Origin of the sequence: Roseovarius autotrophicus, from assembly GCF_018069895.1 — a bacterium.
GTDB classification, from domain to species: Bacteria; Pseudomonadota; Alphaproteobacteria; order Rhodobacterales; family Rhodobacteraceae; genus Roseovarius; species Roseovarius autotrophicus.
In genome coordinates this window covers 24,869-48,185 of sequence record NZ_JAGQDH010000016.1, presented here as the reverse complement: position 1 = coordinate 48,185, position 23,317 = coordinate 24,869, and the positions used below count along the sequence as shown (strand labels likewise).

Here is a 23,317-nt window from a genome sequence, read left to right as displayed (position 1 = left end):
TCACTCGGTCTTGTCGGCACTCGCGGCGAGGGATTTGACCCCCGATGAGGCGGCGATCCGTCCCGCCCCGGCGAACCGTTCGTGGTTTTGCGAAATCTGGGCGAGATCGTAAAGGTAATTCACCATCACGCCGCCTGACTGCCGCTCTCCGTTTGGGGACAGATCGGCGCGGGCGTGGATGGCATGGACCGAGGCCCCGTTGCCAAGATGGAACCGCGCCACCGGGTCATGGGGCGTGCCGTCACCGCGCTTGCCCTCCAGCAGGTAGAGCGCCGCGATGGCCCGCCGCGCCTGCGGCTCATCAGGCAGGGCGCGCCCGGTCTCCGACAGCCAGCGCCAGAGGCCGGGAATGGGCGAGAGGGTGACGAAGGTCCTCAGATCGGGCAATTCCTGCGCCAGATCTGCCACCACCTGCTTGATCAGCGAATTGCCGAAAGAAATCCCGGCAAGCCCCGCCTGACAGTTGGAGATCGAGTAGAACACCGCCGTATCGGCCTCGGTCGCGGGGATGGCCGCGCGCTCCTCCGACAGAACATCATGGATCGCGCCGGGAATGCCGCGCGTCAGCGCCACTTCGACAAAGATCAGCGGCTCATCGGGCATGGCCGGATGAAAGAAGGCGAAACAGCGCCGGTCCTGCGGGGCAAGGCGGCGGCGCAGATCGTCCCAACTGTCAATGGCATGGACCGCCTCATAGGCGATGATCTTTTCCAGCACATCGGCAGGCGAGGACCAGTTGATCGGACGCAGCACCAGAAAACCGCGATTGAACCACGACAAAAACAGGTGCTTTAGGTCGAGATCGACCACGCCAAGCCCGGGCTCCTCGCGCATCAGCCGCAGAAGATCGGCACGCATGGCAACCAGTTGCCCCGTGGCCCCCGGCACCTGATTGAGACGGCGGGCAAGCTCTTGCCGCGATGGCTCGGCGGCGGCCAAGAAGGCGTCATAGGTGGTGCGGGATGGATCGGCCTCGAAGGCGGCGAGCGCCGTGCGCACTGCCTCGGGATCGAAGCTCAGATCGCGGGCGAGAAAGCCGAAGAACGCGGCTTTCTCGTCATCCCCCAGGCCGGCATACCGCTCCAGCATGTGCCGCGCCAGCGCCATGCCCGACACCTCGCCGGAACTGCCCAGAAGATCGCGCGCAAGTTCCTCCAACGAGCGGTTGCGCGGGTCGGGCGCGCCCGAAGTGAAATAGCGCCGCTCGAACACGGTTGACAGAAGATCGGCCAGCACGCTCATCGTGATGCGCCCATCACCAGATCGGGCAGCCATGTGGCCAGACCCGGAAACAGGCACAGAAGGATGATCGCCACCACCATGCAGCCCACATAAGGAAGCGAGCCGTAGAGGATGGTCTTGAGCTTGATGTCGGGCGCGATGCCGTTGATCACATAAAGGTTGAGGCCCACGGGCGGCGAAATCAGCCCGATTTCCATGTTGATGGTCAGCACCACCGCAAACCAGATCGGATCGAACCCGGCGGTGGTGATGATCGGCAACAGGATCGGCGCGGCCATCAGGATCACGGCCACGGGCGGCAGAAAGAAGCCCGCAACCAGCAAAAAGACGTTGATCGCCCCCATCAGCACCCAGCGGTTCACCTCAAGCGTGCCGATCCATTGCGCGATGGACTGGGTGATGAAGAGCGACGACAGCATATAGGAAAACACCCCCGCCGCCGCGATGATGAAAAGGATCATCACGCTTTCGCGGGTTGAATCGCGCAGCACCACCCAGAGCGCGACAGGCGACCACAGCCGGTAGATGATCATCGCGATCAGCAGACACAGCAGCGCGCCGACCGCCGCCGTCTCGGATGGCGTGGCGATGCCGCCATACATGGCATAGAGCACGCCAATGATGATGGCGAGAAAGGGCAGGACGCGCGGCAGGATCTCGAGCTTTTGCCGCCAGGAATAGACGCGCCCGCCCAGAAGGTTCACATCGCCCGATTTCCACGTCTGATAGAGCGACCAGGCCATGAAGAGGGCCACCAGCATCATCCCCGGAATGACGCCCGCCAGAAACAGCCGCCCGATCGAGGTTTCCGTGGCGATACCGTAGACGATCATCGTGACCGAGGGCGGAATGAGAATGCCGAGCGTGCCGCCCGCCGCGATCGAACCGGCGGCGACCGCATCCGGGTAGCCGCGCTTGCGCATCTCGGGGATGCCCATCTTGCCGATGGCGGCGCAGGTCGCGGGAGACGAACCGGACATGGCCGAGAAAAGCGCGCAGGCCCCGAGATTCGAGATCACGAGGCCGCCGGGCACGCGCGTAAGCCACCGCTCCAGCGCCTCGTAAAGATCCGCGCCCGCCCGCGTCGAGGCGATGGAGGCCCCCATGATGATGAACATCGGGATCGAGAGAAGCGCGAAATTGTCAAGCTTGCCGAACATGATTTCCGGCATGAGTTCAAGCGAGCGCATCCCGTCGAACACGATCAGGAACCCGCCCGAGACGATCAGCAGACCGACCGCGACCGACACGCCGGAGAACAGCACGACGATGGTGGCAATCGCCACGATGAGGCCAAGCAGAAGCGGGTCCATCAGGCGTCCTCCAATCCGAAAGGTTTATCGACACCAAGCAGCACGGCAATCAGGTCGGCCACGAGTTGCAGCAGAAAGAGCGCAAGGCCCAGGGGCAGCGCCAGATAGGGAATCCAGAGCTTGATCGCCCAGACCGTGTCCGATCTCCAGCCGCGCGACCAGGCGAGGTGCCAGAATTCGGTGCCATACCAGAGCATGACCGCGATCACCACGATAGAGAGCGAGAGTGTGAGAACCGCCAACCCCTTGCGCACCCGGCGCGGCAGCGCCATCGGGATCAGGTCCACGTTCACATGTCCGCGCAGGCGCTGCACATAAGACAGACCCAGAAGCGTGGCGGCGATCATGAGGTAAACCACCGCCTCGGTCTGCCAGACAGTTGTGCCGTTGAGCACGAAACGTATCCAGATCATCTGGCAGGTGATCAGCACCGCCGCGACGATCATGGCGGCCGACATCCATCCCGCAAGGGTAGAAAGCGCGGCGACGAAGCGCAAGAAGGGGTTACGTCCGGTGCGTGCGATGGCACCCGAGCTTTGGCCGGCCATGGTCGGACCTCATCAATGTGTCAGGGCGGAAAAAGCGGGCCGCCACCTGCGCGCGGCGGCCCGGATCGCGCATCACTCGACAGCGAGCGCCATGTCCAGAAGCGCCTGCCCGTCGGGCACGCTCGCGACAAACTCCTTGAAGGCGGTTTCACGGGCCAGATCCAGCCAGGCCGCAAAATCCTCCTCGGTCATCTCGGCGATCTCGACGCCCGCCTCGCGGTAGACATCGACCGAGGCCGCGTCTTCCTTCTTGGCCTCTTCGAGATAGAACGCCTCTGCCTTTGCCGCCGCCGCCAGAAGCGCCGCCTGCTGCGCCTCGGTCAACCCGTCAAAGGTGGATTTGTTCATCAGAAGCGGCTGATACATGAACCACAGCGCGATATCGCCTGCGGGCGTGTAGCACTTCACCTGCTCGTAGATGCGGAAGGACACGAAAGACGAGGACGAGGTGTTGACCGCATCGAGAACGCCGGTCTGCATGGCGTTGTAGATCTCGGAACTGGCCATCGAGGCGATGGACGCGCCCGCCCCCGCCAGCATCTGCTCGAACGCCTTGCCGGCAGCGCGCGTCTGCATCCCCGCGATGTCCTCGGGGCGGCGGATGCACCTGTCCTTGGCGGCGAACCCCCCGGCAAGATAGCCATGCACCAGCACCATCACGTCATCCTCGGCCATCTTCGCCTCCAGCGCCTCCATGAAGGGGCTGTTGGTCAGGCGTGCGGCGTGGTCGTGGTTCTTCACCAGACCGGGCATGAGGGTGAGGTTATACGAGGGCTGTTGGCCACCCGCATAGCTGAGCGGCAGCACCGTCATGTCAAGCTGTCCCCGGCTCAGCGGCGTGTATTGCTCGCGCGCCTTGAACAGCGATTGAGAGCCGAAAATCCGGATATCAAGATCGACCCCGGCAGCCGCGACCTCATCGGCGACGATCTGCGCGACCCGGTGCCGGATGTCCTGATTCGACCACTGATGCGAAAGGCGCAGTTCTGCGGACTCGGCCGTCGCGCCCAGCACGAGGGCGCTTGCGGCGGCGGCCGCGAAGGCGGTGAATTTCATGTTGTCCTCCCATGTCTGCCCCGGCTCTCTCCTGTCCGGGGCGGTGTGAGGAGTGTTTGGCAACGCGCATCCAGAGTCAAGAATTTTGTATACAAGATTTTCAATCTTGCGCACCAGAAGGTTCGGCATTAGCGTCTTTCCATGTCTGAACGTCGCGCCGATACCATCGCCGATACGCTGGAAGAGATGATCTTCACCGGCGCTTTCAACGATGGCGATCGTCTCGACGAAACCCGGCTCGCGGCACAGTTCAACGTTTCGCGCACACCGATCCGCGAGGCGCTCGGGCGGCTGGTGGCATCGGGGCTGGCCGAGCAGATCCCGCGCCGGGGCGTGTTCATCCGCCAGCCCGGGCCGGTCGAACTTCTGGAAATGTTCGAGACCATGGCCGAGATCGAAGGCGTATGCGGACGCCTTGCCGCACGGCGCATCTCCGAACCGGCCTTGGCCGATCTTGACGCCGCTAACGCGCTCTGCACGGCGGCGATCGAAGCGGGCGATACCGACGCCTATTACCGCGAGAACGAGCGATTCCACCACCGGATCTATCGCGAGGCGGGCAATGCCTTTCTCGAACAGGAGGCGCTGCGTCTGCACCGGCGGCTCAAGCCGTTTCGCCGGATGCAGCTTCGCGTGCGCGGGCGCATGGCGCAATCCATGGCCGAGCACGAGGCCATCGTCGCCGCCCTGCGCGAGGGGGCGCCCGAGCGCGCGGCCCAGGCGCTGCGTGCCCATGTCGCCGTTCAGGGCGAAAAGTTTCACCGCCTTCTGTCCGGCCTGCGGCGGGCGGCGGAATAGGGGGCGCTGCCCCCGTCGCCCTTACGGGCGCCCCCCCGGGATATTTGCAGCCAGAAGAAGCCCGAGGCCCCCATGGCCCCCGCCGATGGCATGGTGTAAGGCCGCGCCATGACCGACTACACCCCGCCAGATCAGCCGCTCGACATCCTGCATGACGATCACGAGATCGTCGTGCTGCACAAGCCTGCGGGCCTGCTGAGCGTGCCCGGCAAGGGGCCGGAACTGGCCGATTGCCTGCTTGCGCGCGTGGTGGAGGCATTCCCGACGGCGCTGCTCGTGCACCGGCTGGACCGCGACACATCAGGCGTGATGATCTTTGCCCTCACCCCTCATGCACAGCGCCACCTTGGCCTGCAATTCGAGCGTCGGCAGGTGCAGAAAACCTATGTCGCCCGCGTCTGGGGACGGCTGGAGCCCGCGCAAGGCACGGTCGATCTGCCGCTGATCGTCGATTGGCCCAACCGCCCCCGGCAGATGGTCTGCCATGACACGGGCCGCCCGGCGCAGACCGACTGGCGCGTGCTGCGCACAGATGACACCGAAAGCCGCGTGCGCCTGATGCCAAAGACCGGGCGCAGCCATCAGTTGCGTGTGCACATGCTGGCGCTCGGCCACCCGATCCTGGGCGATCCGTTCTATGCGACGGGTGCGGCGCGGGATCACCCGCACCTGATGCTGCATTCCGAGGAATTGCGCCTGCGCCACCCCGATGGCGGGCGCGGGATGCGGTTTCGCGCCCCCGCCCCGTTCTGAGGCGGCTCAGGCCCCCGGCGTCCAGCCCGAGACGGCCTTGACCTCCAGGAAGTCCTCGATCCCCCATTTGCCGCCCTCGCGCCCGTGGCCCGACTGCTTCATCCCGCCAAAGGGAGAGCCCGCGCTGCGCGATTTGCCGTTCATCTCGACCATGCCCGAGCGCAAGGCCCGCGCAAGGCGATTGGCGCGCGCCGGATCGCCGGTCTGGACATAGTTTGTCAGGCCATAGGGCGTGTCATTGGCGATGGCCAGGCCCTCCTCCTCGGTATCGAACGGGATGATCGACAGCACCGGGCCAAAGATTTCCTCGCGCGCGATGGTCATCTCGTTGGTGACATCGGCAAACACCGTCGGCCGCACGAAGAAGCCGCGATTGAGGCCATCGGGACGACCCAGACCGCCCGCCACCAGCCGCGCGCCCTCGTCGATGCCTTGCTGGATCAGGCCCTGTATCTTGTTGAACTGCGCCTCATTGACCACGGGCCCGACATGGCGGCCCTCCTCATGGGCCGGCCCGACCTTGATCGAGACCGCGACCTCGGCCGCCTCATCCACCGCCTGCGCATAGCGCGACCGCTCCACCAGCATCCGTGTGGGCGCGTTGCAGGACTGGCCCGTGTTGTTCATGCAATGGATCACGCCGCGCTTGACGGCCTTGTCATCCGCATCGGCAAAGATCAGGTTCGCGCCCTTGCCGCCCAACTCGAGGCTGACGCGCTTGAGCGTGTCGGCGGCGGATTTCGAGATGAGCCGTCCCGCCCGCGACGAGCCGGTGAAACTGATCATATCCACATCCGGATGCGCCGAAAGCTGGCTGCCCACGCCCGCGCCATCGCCATTCACCAAATTGAAAACGCCCTTGGGCAGGCCCGCCTCATGGATGATCTCGGCGAAGATCAGCGCATTGAGCGGCGATTCCTCGCTTGGCTTCAGCACCATGGTGCAGCCTGCGATCAGCCCCGCGATAACCTTGAGGGTGATCTGGTTCTGCGGCCAGTTCCACGGCGTGATCATCGCCACCACGCCAACCGGCTCGTGAATGATCCGGTCGTTCGGGGCATGATCGCCAAGCGGCTCGTCGAATTTGAACGCACGCGCGGCGGTCAGGAAATTGGTGATGTGCCATGTCCCCGAGGGCACCTGTTGCTGGCGCGCCATGTCGATTGGCGCGCCCATTTCCATGCTGGTGGCCTGCGCCAGATCCTCGGCGCGGCTCTCATAGACCTTCAGTATCTTCTCGACATGGGCGATCCGCTCCTCGGGCGGGGTGGCCATCCAGCCGGGAAAGGCCGCCTTGGCTGCGGCCACGGCGGCATCGGTATCGGCCTGCCCGCCAAGCGCGATCACCGCGCAGGGCTCCTCAAGCGAGGGGTTGATGACGGCGTGGTCCCGCCCCGAAAGGGGCTTCTGCCAGGCACCGTCAATATAGAAACTCTTTCTCTCGATCATGGTTGACCTCCGTGGATTTGGCGGCACTCTGTCAGCCGTTCGGGCGCGCCGCAAGACCGGATGAGTCGGCCTGGCGTATAATTTGATCAAATTCCCCGCGCCCATCTTCAAAGGAGGCTTTCATGGCACTTCGCATCAACGACACGATCCCCGATCTCACCGTCGAGACCGATCTCGGCACCTTTTCCCTGCACGACTGGATCGGCGACAGCTGGGCGATTCTGTTCTCGCATCCCAAGGATTTCACGCCCGTCTGCACCACCGAATTCGGCGCCGTGGCGCGGCTTGCCGATGAATGGGAGAAACGCGGCACCAAGGTGATCGGCGTTTCCGTCGATGGCGTCGAGGACCACAGGAAATGGAAGGCCGATATCGAAAAGGTCGGCGGCGCCGCGCCGAAATTCCCGATCATCGCCGATGACGGTCTGGCCGTCTCCAAGGCTTTCGACATGCTGCCCGCCGAGGCCTATCTGCCCGACGGTCGCACCCCCGCCGACAGCGCCACGGTGCGTAGCGTATTCATCATCGGGCCGGACAAGCAACTCAAGCTCAGCATGACCTACCCGATGACCGTGGGCCGCAATTTTGCCGAGGTGCTGCGCGCCCTCGACGCGCTCCAGACGACGGCGAAACACGGCGTGGCCACCCCTGCCGACTGGACCATAGGCCAGGACGTGATCGTGCCGCCCTCTGTGAATGACGACGCCGCGCGCCAGAAATTCGGCAGCTTCGAGGCGGACCTGCCCTATCTGCGCAAGGTGAAACTGCCGGGATAAGGCCATAGGGGCCGGGCGACCGGCCCCCTACCGCACCACCATCACCGAACATTTGGCGTGGCGCACCACCCGCGCGGCATTGGGGCCGAGCAGATAGTCGCTGAAATCCGGCTTGTGCGCGCCGACCACGATCAGGCCCGCACCATCGGCCTTGGCCACGCGCAGGATCTCGTCATAGGCATTGCCGGTGCTCACGACGTGGCGCACCTTTTCGTTGATCTCGGCGCCCAGCACCTCGGTCACCAGATCATGCAGCAGTCGGCGCGCCTCGGCCTCCAGTTTCTCGTGATGGCCACCGCCAAAGAAGCTGCCGACCACGCTCATCCCGTAATCGGGCACCACGGTGATAACATCAAGCTGCGCGCCATCCAGTCCGGCCAGCCGCCACGCCACGCGCAAGACCTCGTCATCGCGGTGCGGGTTGCTGACATCTATGGCACAGAGAACAGGACCGGTCATGCCGTGGCTCCTTCCTTCACTGGGGTTTCCCGACCAATACGCGCGCGCTGCAAGAGCGCGATGAACGCCAGCAGCAAGAAGGCGGGAATGAACATCAACTCCTGCGGCCACTGATCCATCGGTGCCTTGACCGAGGTGATGACCACCGGCTCGTCGCCATAGAAATCAAATCCCTGGAAGACCTCGGCAAAGGGCGTGCCGAACATCGGCTCGTCCAGCGTGGTGCGCGCGCCGTCAGGGATAAGCGTCAGCCCGAACTCCTGCAACAGACTCGCCCCACTGCCATCGCCCGTCACCGGCAGGACCAGCGTGGTTTCCCTCAGCCGGCCGGTCATGAAATCCGGCCCCGCCACCACGATCCGCAGGTCCTGCCCCGCATGGGCAGCATCGAGCGCCTGTTCAAGCCGCGCAGGCTCGACCATCTCGAACGGCGGCTGGATCCGGTTCATGAAATAGTCGGGCCGGAACAAGGCAAACGCCACGAGGATCAACGCCACGCTTTCATAGATGCGGTTTTTCGTGAGGAACCAGCCCATCGTGCCGGCGGTAAAGACAAGGATCGCGATTGTCGCCACCACGAAGGTGATGATCCCTTGCGTCACCGTCACGTCAATCAGCAACAGGTTGGTGTTGAAGATAAACACGAACGGCAGCGCCACGGTCCTCAGGCTGTAGAAGAACGCGGCGAACCCGGTCTTGATCGCATCACCCCCCGACACCGCCGAAGCCGCGAAACTCGCCAGCCCCACCGGCGGCGTCACATCTGCCATGATCCCGAAATAGAACACGAAAAGATGCACGGCGATCAGCGGCACGATCAGCCCCGATTGCGCCCCAAGCTGCACCACCACCCCCGCCATGAGCGAGGAGACCACGATATAGTTGGCCGTGGTCGGCAGGCCCATGCCCAGCACAAGGCTCAAAAGCCCCACCATGATCAGCATCAGGATCAGGTTACCGCCCGACAGGAACTCCACCAGATCGGCCATCACCTGCCCGACGCCGGTCAGCGTCACCGTGCCCACGATCACCCCTGCCGTTGCCGTGGCAAGACCGATCCCGATCATGTTGCGCGCGCCCGCGATGAGGCCGGTCAACAGGTCCATGACCCCGGCGCGGAACGCGTTGGCCATGTCGCTTTCGCCGCGAAAGATGGTCTTGAGCGGGCGCTGCGTGAGCAGGATCACGAACAGCAGCGCCGACGCCCAGAACGCCGAAAGGCCGGGCGATTTCTGCTCGATCATCAGGAAATAGACCAGCACCACGATGGGCAGCAGATAGTAAAGCCCCGCCTTGTAGATCTCGCCCACAACCGGCAGGCGTACCTCCTCGGCGTTGGGGTCGTCGGGTTCCAGGTCCGGCACCTGCGCCGCCAGCCACAAGAGCGCGACATAGGCCAGCACCAGAAGTCCCGAAAGAATCAGACCAGAGCCATCGGGCACCGCCGTCACGATCCAGCCCACCGGATATTGCACCCCGTAGCAGAGCGCCGCGAACCCGGCGAAGAACAGGCCCATCCCCCCGATCGTGCGGCCAAGGCTCACCACCCGGTCACCGATTGTCGGCATGTTCTGCTTCACCGCCTCAAGGTGCACGATATAGACCAGCGCGATATAGCTGATCGTGGCAGGCAGAAAGGCGTGGGTGATCACCTCGACATAGGAAATCCCCACATATTCCACCATCAGGAAGGCCGCAGCCCCCATGACGGGGGGCATGATCTGCCCGTTGACAGAGCTAGCCACCTCGACCGCCCCCGCCTTTTCCGAGGAGAACCCCACCCGCTTCATCAGCGGAATGGTAAAGGTGCCGGTGGTGACCACATTGGCAATGGACGACCCCGAAATGAGGCCGGTGGCGGCAGAACCGACCACCGCCGCCTTGGCCGGCCCGCCGCGCAGGTGGCCCAGCGCGCCGAACGCCATCTTGATGAAATAATTGCCCGCTCCCGCCTTGTCCAATAGCGCACCAAAGAGCACGAAAAGGAACACGAACCGCGTCGAGACGCCCAGCGCGATACCGAACACCCCTTCGGCGGTGATCCACATATGACTCATGGCCTTTTGCAGGCTTGCACCCTTCCAGCGGATCACCTCGGGCACCCAGTCGGACGCACCAAAGAACACATAGACCAGGAAAATCGTGGCAATAAGCGCCATGGCAGGCCCGAGCGCGCGCCGCGCGCCTTCGAACAGGATCAAGAGCCCCACCAGCGCCACCCATTTGTCGGTGTCATCCGCCAGCCCGCCATTGCGCACGATCTTGTCGTAGAACACATAGCCGTAAAGCGCGATGAACGTGCCGGCCAACGCCAGCACCCAGTCATAAATCGGGATGTAGGACCGCGGACTGCTGCGAAACATCGGATAGGCCATGAAGGCAAGGAAAATCGCAAAAGCCAGATGGAATTGCCGCGAATTGTTCAGCACCGCGCCCGGCAGCAGGTAATTGGATATGGGCGAGGCCAGCGCGATCTGAAACAGCGACCAGATCACCGCCACGGCGGCCAGAAACAGACCCACCGCGCCCGCCGGATTGCGTGCGCCGCCATCGCTGGACGAGACCAGTTCCTGAAGTTCGGCCTCGCTCAGCGGGCCACTGCCCTTTGTCTCGCTGGTCATCGTCACACTCTCCCTGTCGCGCCGCGTTGGTCCCGCAGTCTGTCAACCTTATGCGCTTACCTGAAATCTCCAAAACCGGAATAGCCGGGGCGACGTGCCGCCCCGGCCAGAATCAGGATCCGATCAGTCGATCAGACCTTTTTCCTTGTAATACTTCGCCGCGCCAGGATGCAGCGGCGCCGAGAGACCGGCGCTTGCCATTTCCTTGGGGTCGAGATTGGCGAAGGCCGGGTGCAGCCCGCGGAAATCGTCGAAATTGTCGAACACCGCCGCGACCACCGTATAGACCGCCTCGTCCGAGACATTGGCCGAGGTGACGAAGGTCGCGCCGACACCAAAGGTCGCCACATCCGCGTCGGTGCCGCGATACATGCCGCCGGGCACGGTCGCGCTGCGGTAATAGGCGTTTTCAGCGATCAGTTCTTCAATCGCCGGGCCGGTCACGTTGACCAGAATGCTGTCACAGGCGGTGGTGGCCTCCTGAATGGTGCCAGAGGGGTGGCCCACGGTGAACACCATCGCGTCGATCTGGTTGTCGCACAGCGCCTGGCTCTGCTCGGCGGGGCGCAGTTCGGCGGCCAGCGCAAAATCGCCGACGCTCCAGCCCATCTTCTCCATCACCACCTCGAAGGTGCCGCGCGCGCCCGAGCCGGGATTGCCGAGGTTCACGCGCTTGCCCTTGAGATCGTCAAAGGTCTTGATGCCGCTGTCGGCGCGCGCCACCACGGTGAACGGCTCGGGATGGATCGAGAACACCGCGCGCAGCTCCTCGAACGGGCCATCAGCGGCGAAATTGTCCGAGGTGCCGTTGAAGGAATGGTGCTGCCAGTCCGATTGCACGACGCCGAATTCCAGTTCGCCCGCGCGGATGGTCTTGAGGTTGTAGACCGAGCCGCCGGTCGATTCCACCGAGCAGCGGATGCCGTGCGTCTTGCGGTCCTTGTTGACCAGACGGCAGATCGCGCCGCCGGTGGGATAATAGACCCCGGTGACACCGCCGGTGCCGATGGTGATGAACTCCTCGGCCATGGCGGCCGGGGCCATCAACGCGACAAGCGCCGCGCCGGTCATCGTGAACTTGAACCTGTCAAACATCATGTTCTCCCTTTGATTGATGTTGTTGCGGTTGATATCAGCCGTCCCAGACCTCTCCAAGACGACGGCTGCTTTCCTCGACCTGCGCGATGCGGGCGCGCGCCACGCTGCCTGCGCGGCCGACCAGCATGCCCACCAGAACCTCCATGAAGGCCAGCGTGGTGACGTAGGACGAATAGAAATGCGGGCTGTCGGTGGGCAGCACGAAGCCCGCCGAGGCCGAAGACAGGGCCGGACAGGCGGGGCTGTCGGTGATCACCACCACGAAGGCCCCCTGCGCCGCGCCCATATGCGCCGCTTCGATCGACCGGGTCGCATAGGGCGGCTTGGTCACGATCACCAGCGCATCGCGCGCGTCCATTCCCGTCAGCGCCGCACCGAGCGAGGCCCCCATGCGCCCAGCCATCGACCAGTTTCCCGAACAGAAATTCGCCATATAGGAAAGGTATTCCACAACGCCGGTCGAGCCAAGCGCCCCGAACAAAAGCACGTTGCGCGCCGCATGGAGCCGCTCCACCGTGCGCTCCAGAAGGGCCCTGTCTATATCGCTCAACAGCGTCTGAAGGTTGCTCTGACAGGCGGTCACATGCGCCTCGACAAACCCGGTCTCACCCGCCTCATGCGCCGTTTGCAGCCGTCCGGCGCGTTCGGCGAAACTGTTGACACGCCGCCCGATCTTGGCGCGCATCGCCTCGCGCAACTCCTCGAAACTGTCATAGTCCAGCCCCCGCGCCAGCCGCGAAAAGGTCGCCGGCGCAAGCCCGCTCTCCTGCGCCACCACACGCAGCGACCGCGTGGCAATATCCACCGGATGCGCCGCCACATACTCTGCCGCCAGCCGCAGCTTGTCGCTGAGGCGGTCGAAATTGCGGGCCATACGCTCTTCGAACGACGCGGCCAGATGGTCCCCCCGGATATTCATTGAAACAAGTCGTTCCATTCGTTTCATCTATTGTCAACACTTGATTGATTTGTTTCACTGGCGCCAAGCATCAAAGGACGCCGCCATGACCCATGTCTTTCCCCGCCACACCCGCGCCCACCCCCCCGTCGCCATGCGTGGCGAGGGGGCTTATATCATCGACGCAACCGGCAAGCAGTATCTCGACGGCTCGGGCGGCGCGGCGGTCTCCTGCCTTGGCCATTCCGACCCGGAGGTGACGCAGGCGATCAAGGATCAGGCCGACCGGATCGCCTTCGCCCATACCGGGTTCTTCACCTCCGAGCCGGCCGAGCGCCTCGCCGATCGCCTCATCGCCCATGCACCCGAGGGGATCGAGCGGGTCTATTTCGTCTCCGGCGGGTCCGAGGCGGTCGAGGCCGCGCTCAAGCTCGCCCGCCAGTATTTTCTTGAGAAGGGCGAGACCAGCCGCACCCGTTTCATCGCCCGACGGCAGAGCTATCACGGCAACACCCTTGGCGCGCTCGGAACGGGGGGCAACCTGTGGCGGCGAGAGCCGTTTGCGCCGCTGATGGTCGAAACCTCGCATATCGCGCCCTGTTTCGAATATCGCGGGCGCGAGGACGGCGAATCGCCCGAGGATTACGGCCTGCGCGTGGCGGGTGAGCTTGAGGCGGAACTTAACCGTCTCGGCCCCGAAACCGTCATCGCCTTCGTGGCCGAGCCGGTCGTCGGCGCGACCCTGGGCGCGGTGCCCCCCGTGCCCGGCTATTTCAGGCACATCCGCGAGATCTGCGACCGTCACGGCATCCTGCTGATCCTAGACGAGGTGATGTGCGGCATGGGCCGAACCGGCACGCTGTTCGCCTGCGAACAGGACGGCGTGCGCCCCGATATCGTCACCATCGCCAAGGGTCTGGGCGCAGGCTATCAGCCCATCGGCGCGATGCTGTGCTCGGGCGCGATCTATGCCGCCATCGAGCAGGGCACGGGCTTCTTCCAGCACGGGCACACCTATATCGGCCATCCCATCGCCTGCGCCGCCGCCGATGTGGTGGTCGAAAAGCTGACCGCCGGAGGCATGACCGCCCGCGCTGCCAAGATGGGCGCGCGGCTTGACGCGGCGCTGCAAGAGGCGTTTGGCCAGCACCCCCATATCGGCGACATTCGCGGGCGCGGCATGTTCCGCGGGCTTGAGATCGTCGAGGACCGCGCCACCAAGACGCCCTTCGCCCCCGAGCGCGCCATCAACAAGGCGCTCAAGGCCGCAGCCTTCGAGGCCGGGCTGATCTGCTATCCGATGGGCGGCACCATCGACGGGCGGCAGGGCGATCATGTGCTGCTTGCGCCGCCCTTCATCATCGACGACACCCAGATCGCCGAGTTGGTGGACAAGCTTTCCACCGCGCTGCGCACCGTCCTGCCATGACCGCGCTCCCCCGTCTGATGGTCGCGCCCACCGGCGCGCGCCGTACCAGGGCCGATCATCCCGCCCTGCCGCTCACCCTGCCCGAGATCGTCGAGACCGCCCGCGCCTGTGCCGAGGCGGGTGCGGACGGGCTGCACCTGCATCTGCGCGACGCCAAAGGTCAACACCTGCTCGACGCCGGGGCCTATCGCGAGGCGCTTGCGGAGTTGCGCCAAACCGTGCCCGCCATGACGCTCCAGATCACGACCGAGGCGGCGGGCCTCTACGCGCCCCCGCACCAGCGCGCCGTGGCGCTCGAGGCGGGGGCGGCGATGGTCTCGGTCGCCTTGCGCGAAATGGCCGCCGAGGCCGAGGCCGCAACGCCCTTTTACGCCACCTGCGCCGCGCGCGGCATCTCGGTGCAGCACATCCTTTACCACGCGGACGATTTCGATCTTCTCGCGCGGCTCCTGCCGCCCGACCTGCTGGCAGCGACCGATCTGCAACTCATCTTCGTGCTTGGCCGCTACAGCGCCGGGCAGGAAAGCGACACGCGCGACCTCGCGCCGTTCCTCGACCGCTTGCGCGCCCGCGACATACCCGCCGATTGGGCCGTCTGCGCCTTTGGCCGCGCCGAGACCGCCTGCCTCAAGGCCGCGCATCAGGCGGGCGGCAAGCTACGCGTGGGGTTCGAGAACAGCCTGTGGCACACTGACGGCCGGCTCGCCCGCGACAATGCCGACCGCGTGCGCGCGGTCAGGGCCGCAATTGCGGCCCCTGACTGACGCTCCCCCGTGCCGTTTGCCCACGACCGACCAAACAGATACCCGTCACCCTCGGGCATGACCCGAGGGTCTCTGGCCCACAAGAGATCCCCGTTTTCACGGGGATGCCGGGAAGCGAGAGGCAAGACGTGTCGCTTACCCCCTGAGCGCCGCCGCAAGCCGCGCCCAATCTTCCTCCGGTCCCGGCAGACCAAGCCGGATCCATGTCCCCGACCACGGAAAAATCCGCGTCCAGATCCGGGCGCGGGCCAGTCTCTCCTGCGCCTCGGCCGCCTCAGGCGCATGATAGCTGCGAAAAAGCGGCGTGCCCCCGATCAGCCGCCACCCCGCCGCCTCCGCCAGCGCGTCAAGCCGCATGGCATCGCGCACCAGCCTTTCGCGCGTCGCCCGCTGCCAGTCCGCATCGCCAAGCGCCACGCGACCCGCTTCGATCGCCGGGCCAGAGACGGGCCACGGCCCCGCCATCTCCCTCAGTCGCTTTGCAAGCGCGCCGCCGCAAAGCGCAAAGCCCAGCCGCAGCCCCGCCAGCCCGTAGAACTTGCCGAAGGACCGCAGCACGACCACGTTGCCCACCCCGTCAAGCATCGGGGCCAACGACAACCCCGGCTCGGGATCGGCAAAGCTCTCATCGACCACCAGGCACCCCACCTGACCCGCCAGCGCCAGAAGCGCCTCGGGCGCGTGCCGTCGCCCGCAGGGATTGTTGGGATTGACCACCACCGCCAGATCGGCCCCGGCAAGCGCCGCTGTCTCGGCCACCTCCGCCACCGCCCAGCCCGCCGCGCGCAAAGCGGCGGCATGTTCGTTATAGGTCGGCCCCAGCACCCGCGCCACATCGCGCGCGGCAAGATACGGCACCGCCTGTATCGCCCCCTGCGCGCCCGCCAGCGGCACCACTTCCGCGTTCGTGCCATAGCACGCTGCCGCCGCCACACTCAGCGCCGCCATATCCTCGCGCGTCGGCAGTGCCGTCAACGCGCGCGCGGACAGAACCGGCATCGGATAGGGCACCGGGTTGATCCCCGTGGACAGATCAAGCCACTCCGCCGCCGCACCGCCATGGCAGAGCCGCGCCGCATCCAGATTACCGCCGTGATCCCTGAGCGCCGTCATGCCCGCCTTAGACCAGCCAGAGCGCCCCCAGCGCAAGCGCCATCAGCCCCATGGCGCGCGCGTAAAGCCGCAGCGCCCGCCGCAGATCGCCTGCTGCCGGATCGCGCGCCCCACCGTTAAGCCACGGCTCCTCGCTCACCCTGTCGCCGTAAATCCTCGGCCCGGACAGGCGCACGTCCAGCGCCCCTGCCATCGCCCCTTCGGACCAGCCCGCATTGGGCGAGCGATGCGCCCGCGCGTCGCGCATCATCACCCGCAGCGCGCGCCCTGTCTCGCGCGGCGCGGCCAGCGCAAAAAGTACCCCGGTCAGCCGCGCAGGGATCAGGTTCGCCAGATCGTCGAGCCGCGCCGCCACCTTGCCGAAGGCCTCGTAACGCGCACTCCGGTGCCCGATCATCGAATCGAGCGTGTTCACCGCCTTGTAGGCGGCGATCCCCGGCAGCCCCGCCACCACGCCCCAGAACACCGGTGCCACGATCCCGTCGCCGGTATTCTCGGCAAGACTCTCGATCGCCGCGCGCGCCACGCCCGCCTCATCGAGAGTGTTCGGGTCGCGCCCCACGATCATCGCCACCGCCGCGCGCGCCGCGGCCAGATCGCCCGCCGCCAGAGGTGCTGCCACAGCGGCCACATGCACATGCATCGAGCGCAGCGCAATCAGCGGCCAGGCCAGAACCCCGCCAAGGATCACGCCCGGGATCCCGTCGGGCAAGAGCCATTGCACCAGCAGCGCAGGCCCGGTCGCAACGGCCAGAACCAGCGCCACGCAGAGCGCGCCCATACCAATGCGTATGGATCGCTCGCCGTGATTGGCCAACCGCTCCAGCCACGCGATCACCGCGCCCAGCCATGTCACCGGATGCCCGACCCTTTCATAGAGCCAGCCAGGCCAGCCGAGGGCCAGATCAATCGCCAGCCCCACCAGCATCATGCCCGCAAAGCTCATGCGCCGCCCCCCGTGACAAATCGAAAGCCCCCCGTCAGCCCCGCCTCGCAAAGCGCCGCCTCGGCCCCTTCGGGCACCGTGCCGGGCGCAAAGATCAGCGCCCGCGCCGCACCAGTATACGCACGCGTATGGCCCAGAGCCCCGAGATCGCGCGCGAGGGCCGTCATCGGATCGCCCGGCCCCCGCAACGCATCAGAGCGCCGCGCCGCCTCGCTTGACAGCGCCCCCAAGAGCGCCAGTTCGCCGCCCCCGCGCCACCTCGCTACGAGGTCCGATATGTCGGGAAAATCGCAATCCGCCGGATCGGTGCGCACCGGCGCACCCCAGTAGCCGGCGACGATCTCGGCGCGCGGCACCGGCGGCAGCGCCGCCACCACCCGCGCCTCACGCGACGCCCAGAGCAATCGGTCAGGGGCGGGATACATCAACGGATCGCTCGCCCCCTCCACCGCCAGACAGGCCCGCGCCAGCCGCTCCGGCGTGCCGTCGAACCCGCAGGCCCGCGCCGCCGCCACAAGACACGCGGTCGAGGCGCCCGCGCCGGCACCCAACGGCATGTCGCAGGACAGCCCCGGCCAATCGCCGCAAAGGCCCAGCGCCGCCGCGAACCCCGTCAGCCGCGCCTCGTTGAACAGGTCCGAGAGCCGCACATCGCCCCCCGGCGCACACACGCCGAGAACGGGGCAGCACAATGTCACAAGGGCGACCGGCCCTTCAGGCCCCAGCCGCCCCTGCATCCATTCCCCGAAATGGCCCGACACGCGCACCGCCTGCCGGGCCGCTGACGCGCTCTCGTCCCGCATCGGCCCATCCTTTCGACTTGGCGAAGTGTCACGCCACCGCGCAAAAGTCGAGGCCGAAACAGGCCACTGCCCCGCCGGGCGATGGCCTGCCTGGCTTAATGCACCACCGCGTCGGCCGGCGGCTCCTGCCGGGTCGTGCCCACGCGCTCGCCGATGATGATGCCCTCGGGCCCGGCGGTCACCGGCACCGTGGCCCCGTCGAGGATATCCCCCGCCAAAAGCCCCTCCGCCAGCGGATCCTGCAACGCCTTCTGGATCACCCGCTTGAGCGGGCGCGCGCCATAGACCGGATCATAGCCCTCGTCGGCCAGCCATTTGCGCGCTGCGTCATCAAGCGCCAGCGTGATCTTGCGCACCGCCAGCCGCTTGAGAAGCCGTGCCATCTGGATATCGACGATGCTATCCATCTGCGGCCGCGTGAGCCGGTCAAAGATCACGATCTCATCCAGCCGGTTAAGGAACTCGGGCCGGAAATGCGCCCGCACCGCCTCCATCACACCGCGCTTGGCCTCGCCCGCGTCCGAGCCTTCCGGCAACTGGCTCAACACCTGAGAACCAAGGTTCGACGTGAGGATGATCAGCGTCTGCTTGAAATCGACCGTGCGCCCCTGACCATCGGTCAGCACGCCATCATCAAGCACCTGCAACAGCACGTTGAACACCTCCGGGTGCGCCTTTTCGACCTCGTCGAACAGGATCACCTGATAGGGCCGGCGCCGCACCGCCTCGGTCAGCACGCCACCTTCCTCATAGCCCACATAGCCCGGAGGCGCACCAATGAGCCGCGCGACCGAATGCTTTTCCATGAACTCGCTCATGTCGATGCGCACCATGGCGCTGTCATCGTCAAACAGGAACTCGGCCACCGCCTTGGTCAGCTCGGTCTTGCCCACGCCGGTGGGGCCAAGAAAGAGGAACGAGCCCAAGGGGCGCCCCTCATCGTTGAGCCCCGCACGCGCGCGCCGCACCGCATTGGCCACGGCCTTGACGGCCTGATCCTGCCCGATCACGCGGCGATGCAGGTTCGCCTCCATGCCAAGCAGCTTGTCGCGCTCACCCTCCAGCATCTTGGCCGTCGGGATCCCGGTCCAGCGTTCGACCACCTGCGCGATCTGCTCGGGCCGAACGGCCTCCTCGACCATCATCTCGTCGCCCTGCGTCTCGGCCTCGGCCAACCGCTTTTCGAGCCCCGGAATCACGCCGTAGGACAATTCCCCGGCGCGGGCGAGATTGCCCTCGCGCTTGGCGCTCTCAAGATCGCTGCGGGCGCGGTCAAGCTGCTCCTTGATGTCGCGCGCGCTTGCCAGCTTGTCGCGCTCGGCCTGCCATTGCGCCGTCATCTCGGCAGAGCGTTCCTGCAACTCGGCCAATTCCCGCTCCAGCTTGGCCAGCCGGTCCTTCGAGGCCGCGTCGTCCTCCTTCTTGAGCGCCTCGGCCTCGATCTGCTTTTGCAGGATCTCGCGGTCGAGCGCGTCCAGTTCCTCGGGCTTGCTGTCCACTTCCATCCGGAGCCGAGACGCCGCCTCGTCCATCAGGTCGATCGCCTTGTCGGGCAAGAACCGGTCGGTGATATAGCGATGCGAAAGCGTCGCCGCCGCCACCAGCGCCGAATCAGAGATGCGCACCCCGTGGTGCAGCTCGTATTTTTCCTTGATCCCGCGCAGGATGGAAATCGTGTCCTCGACCGTCGGCTCCTCGACCACAATCGGCTGGAACCGGCGGGCAAGGGCTGCGTCCTTCTCCACGTGCTTGCGGTATTCATCCAGCGTGGTCGCGCCCACACAGTGCAACTCGCCGCGCGCCAGCGCCGGCTTGATCAGGTTGGCGGCATCCATCGCGCCATCCGTCTTGCCCGCGCCCACCAGCGTGTGCATCTCATCGATAAAGAGAATGATCTCGCCCGCGGCCTGCGTCACCTCGTTGAGCACACCCTTCAGCCGCTCCTCGAACTCGCCGCGATATTTCGCGCCCGCAATCAGCGCGCCCATGTCCAGCGCCAGAAGCCGCTTGTTGCGCAAGGATTCGGGCACGTCGCCATTGACGATGCGCAGCGCAAGCCCCTCGGCGATCGCGGTCTTGCCCACGCCCGGCTCGCCGATCAGAACCGGGTTGTTCTTGGTCCGGCGGCTCAGCACCTGCATCGCGCGGCGGATTTCGTCGTCGCGGCCGATGATCGGGTCGATCTTGCCCTCGCGCGCCGCCTCGGTCAGGTCGCGCGCGTATTTATCGAGCGCCTCATAGGTGTCCTCGGCGCTTGCCGTGTCGGCGGTGCGGCCCTTGCGCAGGTCGTTGATCGCCTCGTTGATCTTCTGCGCGCTGACGCCACCGGCCTCCAGCGCGTCCTTGGCGGGCGAGCGCACGACGGCGAGCGCGCAAAGGATCCGCTCCACCGGCACAAAGCTGTCCTTGGCCTTCGCCGCCAGCTTCTCGGCCTCGGCCAGAACCTTGCCGGTCTGCTGGTCCATATAGGTCTGGCCCGCATCGCCCGAGACCTGCGGAATCTTGCCCAGCGCCAGATCATTGGCCTGCGCCACACGCGCCGGATCGCCGCCCGCACGCTTGATAAGATTGCTGGCAAGCCCCTCCGGATCGTCCAGAAGCGCCTTCAGGATATGTTCGGGGGCAAGTTTCTGATGGCTTTCACGCATCGCGATGGTCTGGGCGGCCTGCACAAATCCGCGCGACCGTTCCGTGAACTTGTTGAAGTCCATGGGCATTCTCCTTTTCCCAAGCGTTCCCCTCTGCCCGCACCCTGCGATAGGCGTGCGACGGTCGGGAACCTTTAGGCAGACATGGGTAACACCCCCGTGAGGTTCAAGCCGCCCGCACGAGGGATTGTCGAAAAATGCACATTCTTGTGACGCCCCTTGGCGCAACACCATGGAATCCCCAGATTTTCATAAGTTATCCACAGGCATAGCGTCCGCCAGACAAGGAGAAGCACCATGCCGGAACTGCACCTGACCCTCGGCCCGGTCCGCTACAACCCCGAGACCGGCAGCTTCGAGACCCTCGCCGAGATCATCGCGGACGGCGCGCGTTTCGCCTATCCGGTCGATCTGCCCGCGCCGATGACCGCCGCTTTCGATTACGTTATGCGCCGCCTGCGTGCCCGTGCGCTCGACGCGCATCGCTCGGGCCGCGCGGCCCTGCGGCTGCGCCACGCCGCGCCGCCGACCTGCGGCACCTCACCCGCTCTGGCCGCCTGAAGCCGGCGGTCGATCCGACAGGGGGCTTGACGGCCCTTCGGCACATCGCGACAAGGCCCGAAACCGCCCGATACCCTTGTCCGGAGTGCCCACATGTCCGACGACCGCCTGATCGTTGCCCTCGACCTGCCCGACGCGCTCTCGGCGCTGAACCTGACCGGAGAGTTGGGCGATGCCGTCTCGTTCTACAAGATCGGTCTCGGGATGCTCACCGGAGGCGGTCTCGCGCTGGCCGACGAGCTCAAGCAGGAGCATGGCAAGCGCATCTTTCTCGACATGAAGCTTTTCGACATCGGCGCGACCATCGAGGCCGCTGTGCGCGGGCTGGCGCGGTTCGATCTCGATTTCCTGACCGTGCATGGCGATCCCCATGTGGTGCGCGCAGCAAAGGAAGGGGCGGGCGGCAAGCCGCTGAAAATTCTCGCCGTCACGATCCTCACCTCGCTCGACCGCGCGGATCTGGACGCAGGGCTGATCAAGCCGGGCGATCTGCCCGATCTTGTAGCCGAACGCGCCACGCGCGCCTTTGACGCAGGGGCCGATGGCGTCATCGCCAGCCCGCAGGAGGCGGCGATGATCCGCGCCCTGCCAGAGGCCACCGGCCGCCTCATCGTCACCCCCGGCGTGCGCCCCGCAGGCAGCGCATTGGGCGACCAGAAGCGCGTCGCCACACCCGCACAAGCGGTGCGCGACGGCGCCGATCACATCGTCGTCGGCCGCCCTGTCTGGGCCGCGCAAGACCCGCGCGCGGCGGCGCTGGCGATCCTTGGAGAGTTGGGTCGCCTGTGACCCTCAGCCCGCCCGGCTGCGCGTCAGATCCAGAAACACATCCTGCAAATCCGCCTGCTCGGTGCGCACGTCGCGGATGCTGATCCCCGCTGCCCGCACCGCTGCCAGCACCGCCTCGGCCCCGGTCTCTCCGGCGCGATAGGCGATCACGATCGCCCCGTCCGCGCGCCGCGTCACCTCCAGCCCCGGCCCCTCGGGCAGCGCCGTGACCTCGCTTTCGGGCTGAATGATCATCGTCTTGCCGTCAAGCCGCCCCAGCAGACGTGCCGTGCTGTCGCGCGCCACCACCTCGCCCTCGTTGATGATGGCGATCTCGTCGCACATCTCCTCGGCTTCCTCCAGATAATGCGTGGTCAGGATGATCGTCATGCCATCGCGGTTGAGACGGCGCACATTCTCCCACAGCATCTGGCGCAACTCGATATCCACCCCCGCCGTCGGCTCGTCGAGCACCAGAACATGCGGGTGATGCACCAGCGCCTTGGCCAGCAGAAGCCTGCGCCGCATCCCCCCCGACAGCGTGCGCGCATAGGCCCCGGCCTTGTCCTCCAGCCCAACCATCCGCAAGATTTCGTCGCTGCGGCGCTGCGCGCGCGGCACGCCGTATAGCCCCGCCTGCACCTCCAGCGCCTCGCGCGGGGTAAAGAACGGATCAAGGTTCAACTCCTGCGGCATGACACCAATGGCGGCCCGGCTCTGACGCGGGTTGCGGTCCTGATCGAAGCCCCAGATCGTCACCTGCCCGGCCGTCTTGATGACCAGACCCGCCAGAATGTTGATCAACGTCGATTTGCCCGCGCCATTCGGCCCCAACAGACCGAAAACCGAGCCTTGCGGGATATCCAGATCGACACCCTTCAGCGCGCGCTTTTCCGGCCCGTGCCGCCCGCCCGCATAGGTCTTGACCAGACCCCGGATTTCGATGGCGTTCTGCCCCATGCCGCTCTTGCCCCCCGCCGCGCGTTCCATCATAGTCCGACCTAGTCCAACGCTTCGCAAAAGGAAATCTCCCGATGGTGACCGCAGCCCCCGAAATCCGCATTGTCGAGAGCTATCGCGTGGCCTGCGACGGCGGCGAGGGCGCTTTGGGCCATCCCCGCGTCTGGCTCCAGATTCCCCAGGAGCGCGGCTATGTGGAATGCCCTTATTGCGACGCCAAACTCATCCACCACGATTTCGAGGGCAAGATCTGAGCCGTCGCCGCGCACCTGTGGCCGCGTCACGACTTGAGTATTTTTGGAACGATGAAGCCT

General features: G+C 65.8%; 22 protein-coding genes. 8 read left to right on the top strand and 14 right to left on the bottom strand.

The window, feature by feature from the left end:
* From KAK09_RS14290 to dctP, 4 genes are all read right to left on the bottom strand, one after another.
* On the bottom strand, positions 1 to 1,242 hold the full coding sequence (locus KAK09_RS14290; RefSeq protein WP_210879633.1) for a malonyl-CoA decarboxylase: 1,242 nt from the start codon (positions 1,240 to 1,242) through the stop codon (positions 1 to 3).
* On the bottom strand, positions 1,239 to 2,555 hold the full coding sequence (locus KAK09_RS14285; protein ID WP_210879613.1) for a TRAP transporter large permease: 1,317 nt from the start codon (positions 2,553 to 2,555) through the stop codon (positions 1,239 to 1,241). Before KAK09_RS14285 ends, KAK09_RS14290 begins: the two co-directional genes overlap by 4 nt.
* Positions 2,555 to 3,103, bottom strand: a complete 549-nt coding sequence (locus KAK09_RS14280; protein WP_210879612.1) for a TRAP transporter small permease — start codon at positions 3,101 to 3,103, stop codon at positions 2,555 to 2,557. Before KAK09_RS14280 ends, KAK09_RS14285 begins: the two co-directional genes overlap by 1 nt.
* Positions 3,104 to 3,175: 72 nt before the next feature.
* Positions 3,176 to 4,159, bottom strand: coding sequence for a TRAP transporter substrate-binding protein DctP (gene dctP / locus KAK09_RS14275; RefSeq protein ID WP_210879611.1), 984 nt, complete (start codon positions 4,157 to 4,159; stop codon positions 3,176 to 3,178).
* Positions 4,160 to 4,300: 141 nt separating this feature from the next.
* Between dctP and KAK09_RS14270 the strand changes: the two genes are divergently transcribed.
* Together KAK09_RS14270 and KAK09_RS14265 are read left to right on the top strand one after the other, a co-directional pair.
* The gene (locus tag KAK09_RS14270) at positions 4,301 to 4,957 is read left to right on the top strand and encodes a GntR family transcriptional regulator (RefSeq protein WP_210879610.1); all 657 of its coding nucleotides are present in this window, start codon (positions 4,301 to 4,303) and stop codon (positions 4,955 to 4,957) included.
* A 108-nt stretch (positions 4,958 to 5,065) separates the two neighbouring features.
* Positions 5,066 to 5,710, top strand: a complete 645-nt coding sequence (locus KAK09_RS14265) for an RluA family pseudouridine synthase (RefSeq protein ID WP_210879609.1) — start codon at positions 5,066 to 5,068, stop codon at positions 5,708 to 5,710.
* 6 nt (positions 5,711 to 5,716) lie between these two features.
* On the opposite strand, the gene KAK09_RS14260 is transcribed toward KAK09_RS14265, so the two are convergent.
* Positions 5,717 to 7,159 carry an aldehyde dehydrogenase family protein gene (locus KAK09_RS14260; protein WP_210879608.1) on the bottom strand — a complete coding sequence of 481 codons (1,443 nt, stop codon included), beginning with the start codon at positions 7,157 to 7,159 and terminating at the stop codon, positions 5,717 to 5,719.
* A gap of 122 nt (positions 7,160 to 7,281) precedes the next feature.
* Between KAK09_RS14260 and KAK09_RS14255 the strand changes: the two genes are divergently transcribed.
* A complete protein-coding gene (locus tag KAK09_RS14255) occupies positions 7,282 to 7,935 on the top strand; it encodes a peroxiredoxin (RefSeq protein WP_210879607.1) in 654 nt (217 codons plus the stop codon).
* A gap of 27 nt (positions 7,936 to 7,962) precedes the next feature.
* Here KAK09_RS14255 and KAK09_RS14250 read toward each other — a convergent pair whose 3' ends face one another.
* From KAK09_RS14250 to KAK09_RS14235, 4 genes are all read right to left on the bottom strand, one after another.
* On the bottom strand, positions 7,963 to 8,394 hold the full coding sequence (locus KAK09_RS14250; RefSeq protein ID WP_210879606.1) for a universal stress protein: 432 nt from the start codon (positions 8,392 to 8,394) through the stop codon (positions 7,963 to 7,965).
* Positions 8,391 to 11,015 (bottom strand): TRAP transporter permease, encoded by a 2,625-nt coding sequence (locus tag KAK09_RS14245; protein ID WP_210879605.1) that lies wholly within the window; start codon positions 11,013 to 11,015, stop codon positions 8,391 to 8,393. The genes KAK09_RS14250 and KAK09_RS14245 overlap by 4 nt, the downstream gene beginning before the upstream one ends.
* 123 nt (positions 11,016 to 11,138) lie before the next feature.
* Positions 11,139 to 12,110, bottom strand: coding sequence for a TAXI family TRAP transporter solute-binding subunit (locus tag KAK09_RS14240; RefSeq protein ID WP_247651292.1), 972 nt, complete (start codon positions 12,108 to 12,110; stop codon positions 11,139 to 11,141).
* Positions 12,111 to 12,147: 37 nt separating this feature from the next.
* On the bottom strand, positions 12,148 to 13,050 hold the full coding sequence (locus KAK09_RS14235) for a MurR/RpiR family transcriptional regulator (RefSeq protein WP_247651291.1): 903 nt from the start codon (positions 13,048 to 13,050) through the stop codon (positions 12,148 to 12,150).
* Positions 13,051 to 13,117: 67 nt separating this feature from the next.
* Here KAK09_RS14235 and KAK09_RS14230 point away from each other — a divergent pair, with 67 nt between their 5' ends.
* On the top strand, positions 13,118 to 14,440 hold the full coding sequence (locus tag KAK09_RS14230; protein WP_210879604.1) for an aspartate aminotransferase family protein: 1,323 nt from the start codon (positions 13,118 to 13,120) through the stop codon (positions 14,438 to 14,440).
* Positions 14,437 to 15,204 (top strand): beta-keto acid cleavage family enzyme, encoded by a 768-nt coding sequence (locus tag KAK09_RS14225; RefSeq protein WP_210879603.1) that lies wholly within the window; start codon positions 14,437 to 14,439, stop codon positions 15,202 to 15,204. The genes KAK09_RS14230 and KAK09_RS14225 overlap by 4 nt, the downstream gene beginning before the upstream one ends.
* 135 nt (positions 15,205 to 15,339) lie before the next feature.
* On the opposite strand, the gene cobD is transcribed toward KAK09_RS14225, so the two are convergent.
* From cobD to clpB, 4 genes are all read right to left on the bottom strand, one after another.
* Positions 15,340 to 16,317, bottom strand: a complete 978-nt coding sequence (gene cobD / locus KAK09_RS14220) for a threonine-phosphate decarboxylase CobD (RefSeq protein WP_210879602.1) — start codon at positions 16,315 to 16,317, stop codon at positions 15,340 to 15,342.
* A gap of 7 nt (positions 16,318 to 16,324) precedes the next feature.
* A complete protein-coding gene (gene cbiB / locus KAK09_RS14215) occupies positions 16,325 to 17,263 on the bottom strand; it encodes an adenosylcobinamide-phosphate synthase CbiB (protein ID WP_210879601.1) in 939 nt (312 codons plus the stop codon).
* Entirely contained in the window at positions 17,260 to 18,066 is an 807-nt protein-coding gene (locus tag KAK09_RS14210) for a hypothetical protein (RefSeq protein WP_210879600.1), read from the bottom strand. The genes cbiB and KAK09_RS14210 overlap by 4 nt, the downstream gene beginning before the upstream one ends.
* Positions 18,067 to 18,161: 95 nt before the next feature.
* Complete coding sequence (gene clpB, locus KAK09_RS14205) at positions 18,162 to 20,777, bottom strand: ATP-dependent chaperone ClpB (protein ID WP_210879599.1); 2,616 nt, start codon at positions 20,775 to 20,777, stop codon at positions 18,162 to 18,164.
* A 234-nt stretch (positions 20,778 to 21,011) separates the two neighbouring features.
* Here clpB and KAK09_RS14200 point away from each other — a divergent pair, with 234 nt between their 5' ends.
* The gene (locus tag KAK09_RS14200; protein WP_210879598.1) at positions 21,012 to 21,275 is read left to right on the top strand and encodes a hypothetical protein; all 264 of its coding nucleotides are present in this window, start codon (positions 21,012 to 21,014) and stop codon (positions 21,273 to 21,275) included.
* 93 nt (positions 21,276 to 21,368) lie between these two features.
* Positions 21,369 to 22,064: an orotidine-5'-phosphate decarboxylase gene (gene pyrF, locus KAK09_RS14195; RefSeq protein WP_210879597.1), complete on the top strand. Its 696-nt coding sequence runs from the start codon at positions 21,369 to 21,371 to the stop codon at positions 22,062 to 22,064.
* Positions 22,065 to 22,067: 3 nt separating this feature from the next.
* Here pyrF and KAK09_RS14190 read toward each other — a convergent pair whose 3' ends face one another.
* On the bottom strand, positions 22,068 to 23,003 hold the full coding sequence (locus tag KAK09_RS14190) for an ABC transporter ATP-binding protein (RefSeq protein WP_210879630.1): 936 nt from the start codon (positions 23,001 to 23,003) through the stop codon (positions 22,068 to 22,070).
* Positions 23,004 to 23,077: 74 nt separating this feature from the next.
* Here KAK09_RS14190 and KAK09_RS14185 point away from each other — a divergent pair, with 74 nt between their 5' ends.
* On the top strand, positions 23,078 to 23,257 hold the full coding sequence (locus tag KAK09_RS14185) for a zinc-finger domain-containing protein (protein ID WP_210879596.1): 180 nt from the start codon (positions 23,078 to 23,080) through the stop codon (positions 23,255 to 23,257).
* Positions 23,258 to 23,317 lie beyond the last annotated feature (60 nt).

Bases quoted from the DNA above. Each gene is read 5' to 3' on its own strand.
- KAK09_RS14240 (WP_247651292.1), bottom strand. From the start codon at position 12,110: ATGTTTGACAGGTTCAAGTTCACGATGACCGGCGCGGCGCTTGTCGCG.
- clpB (WP_210879599.1), bottom strand. From the start codon at position 20,777: ATGGACTTCAACAAGTTCACGGAACGGTCGCGCGGATTTGTGCAGGCC.
- cbiB (WP_210879601.1), bottom strand. From the start codon at position 17,263: ATGAGCTTTGCGGGCATGATGCTGGTGGGGCTGGCGATTGATCTGGCC.
- KAK09_RS14270 (WP_210879610.1), top strand. From the start codon at position 4,301: ATGTCTGAACGTCGCGCCGATACCATCGCCGATACGCTGGAAGAGATG.
- KAK09_RS14230 (WP_210879604.1), top strand. From the start codon at position 13,118: ATGACCCATGTCTTTCCCCGCCACACCCGCGCCCACCCCCCCGTCGCC.
- KAK09_RS14285 (WP_210879613.1), bottom strand. From the start codon at position 2,555: ATGGACCCGCTTCTGCTTGGCCTCATCGTGGCGATTGCCACCATCGTC.
- KAK09_RS14210 (WP_210879600.1), bottom strand. From the start codon at position 18,066: ATGCGGGACGAGAGCGCGTCAGCGGCCCGGCAGGCGGTGCGCGTGTCG.
- dctP (WP_210879611.1), bottom strand. From the start codon at position 4,159: ATGAAATTCACCGCCTTCGCGGCCGCCGCCGCAAGCGCCCTCGTGCTG.
- KAK09_RS14280 (WP_210879612.1), bottom strand. From the start codon at position 3,103: ATGGCCGGCCAAAGCTCGGGTGCCATCGCACGCACCGGACGTAACCCC.
- KAK09_RS14225 (WP_210879603.1), top strand. From the start codon at position 14,437: ATGACCGCGCTCCCCCGTCTGATGGTCGCGCCCACCGGCGCGCGCCGT.
- KAK09_RS14245 (WP_210879605.1), bottom strand. From the start codon at position 11,015: ATGACCAGCGAGACAAAGGGCAGTGGCCCGCTGAGCGAGGCCGAACTT.
- KAK09_RS14260 (WP_210879608.1), bottom strand. From the start codon at position 7,159: ATGATCGAGAGAAAGAGTTTCTATATTGACGGTGCCTGGCAGAAGCCC.
- cobD (WP_210879602.1), bottom strand. From the start codon at position 16,317: ATGACGGCGCTCAGGGATCACGGCGGTAATCTGGATGCGGCGCGGCTC.
- KAK09_RS14235 (WP_247651291.1), bottom strand. From the start codon at position 13,050: ATGGAACGACTTGTTTCAATGAATATCCGGGGGGACCATCTGGCCGCG.
- KAK09_RS14255 (WP_210879607.1), top strand. From the start codon at position 7,282: ATGGCACTTCGCATCAACGACACGATCCCCGATCTCACCGTCGAGACC.
- KAK09_RS14185 (WP_210879596.1), top strand. From the start codon at position 23,078: ATGGTGACCGCAGCCCCCGAAATCCGCATTGTCGAGAGCTATCGCGTG.
- KAK09_RS14250 (WP_210879606.1), bottom strand. From the start codon at position 8,394: ATGACCGGTCCTGTTCTCTGTGCCATAGATGTCAGCAACCCGCACCGC.
- KAK09_RS14200 (WP_210879598.1), top strand. From the start codon at position 21,012: ATGCCGGAACTGCACCTGACCCTCGGCCCGGTCCGCTACAACCCCGAG.
- KAK09_RS14290 (WP_210879633.1), bottom strand. From the start codon at position 1,242: ATGAGCGTGCTGGCCGATCTTCTGTCAACCGTGTTCGAGCGGCGCTAT.
- KAK09_RS14190 (WP_210879630.1), bottom strand. From the start codon at position 23,003: ATGGGGCAGAACGCCATCGAAATCCGGGGTCTGGTCAAGACCTATGCG.
- pyrF (WP_210879597.1), top strand. From the start codon at position 21,369: ATGTCCGACGACCGCCTGATCGTTGCCCTCGACCTGCCCGACGCGCTC.
- KAK09_RS14265 (WP_210879609.1), top strand. From the start codon at position 5,066: ATGACCGACTACACCCCGCCAGATCAGCCGCTCGACATCCTGCATGAC.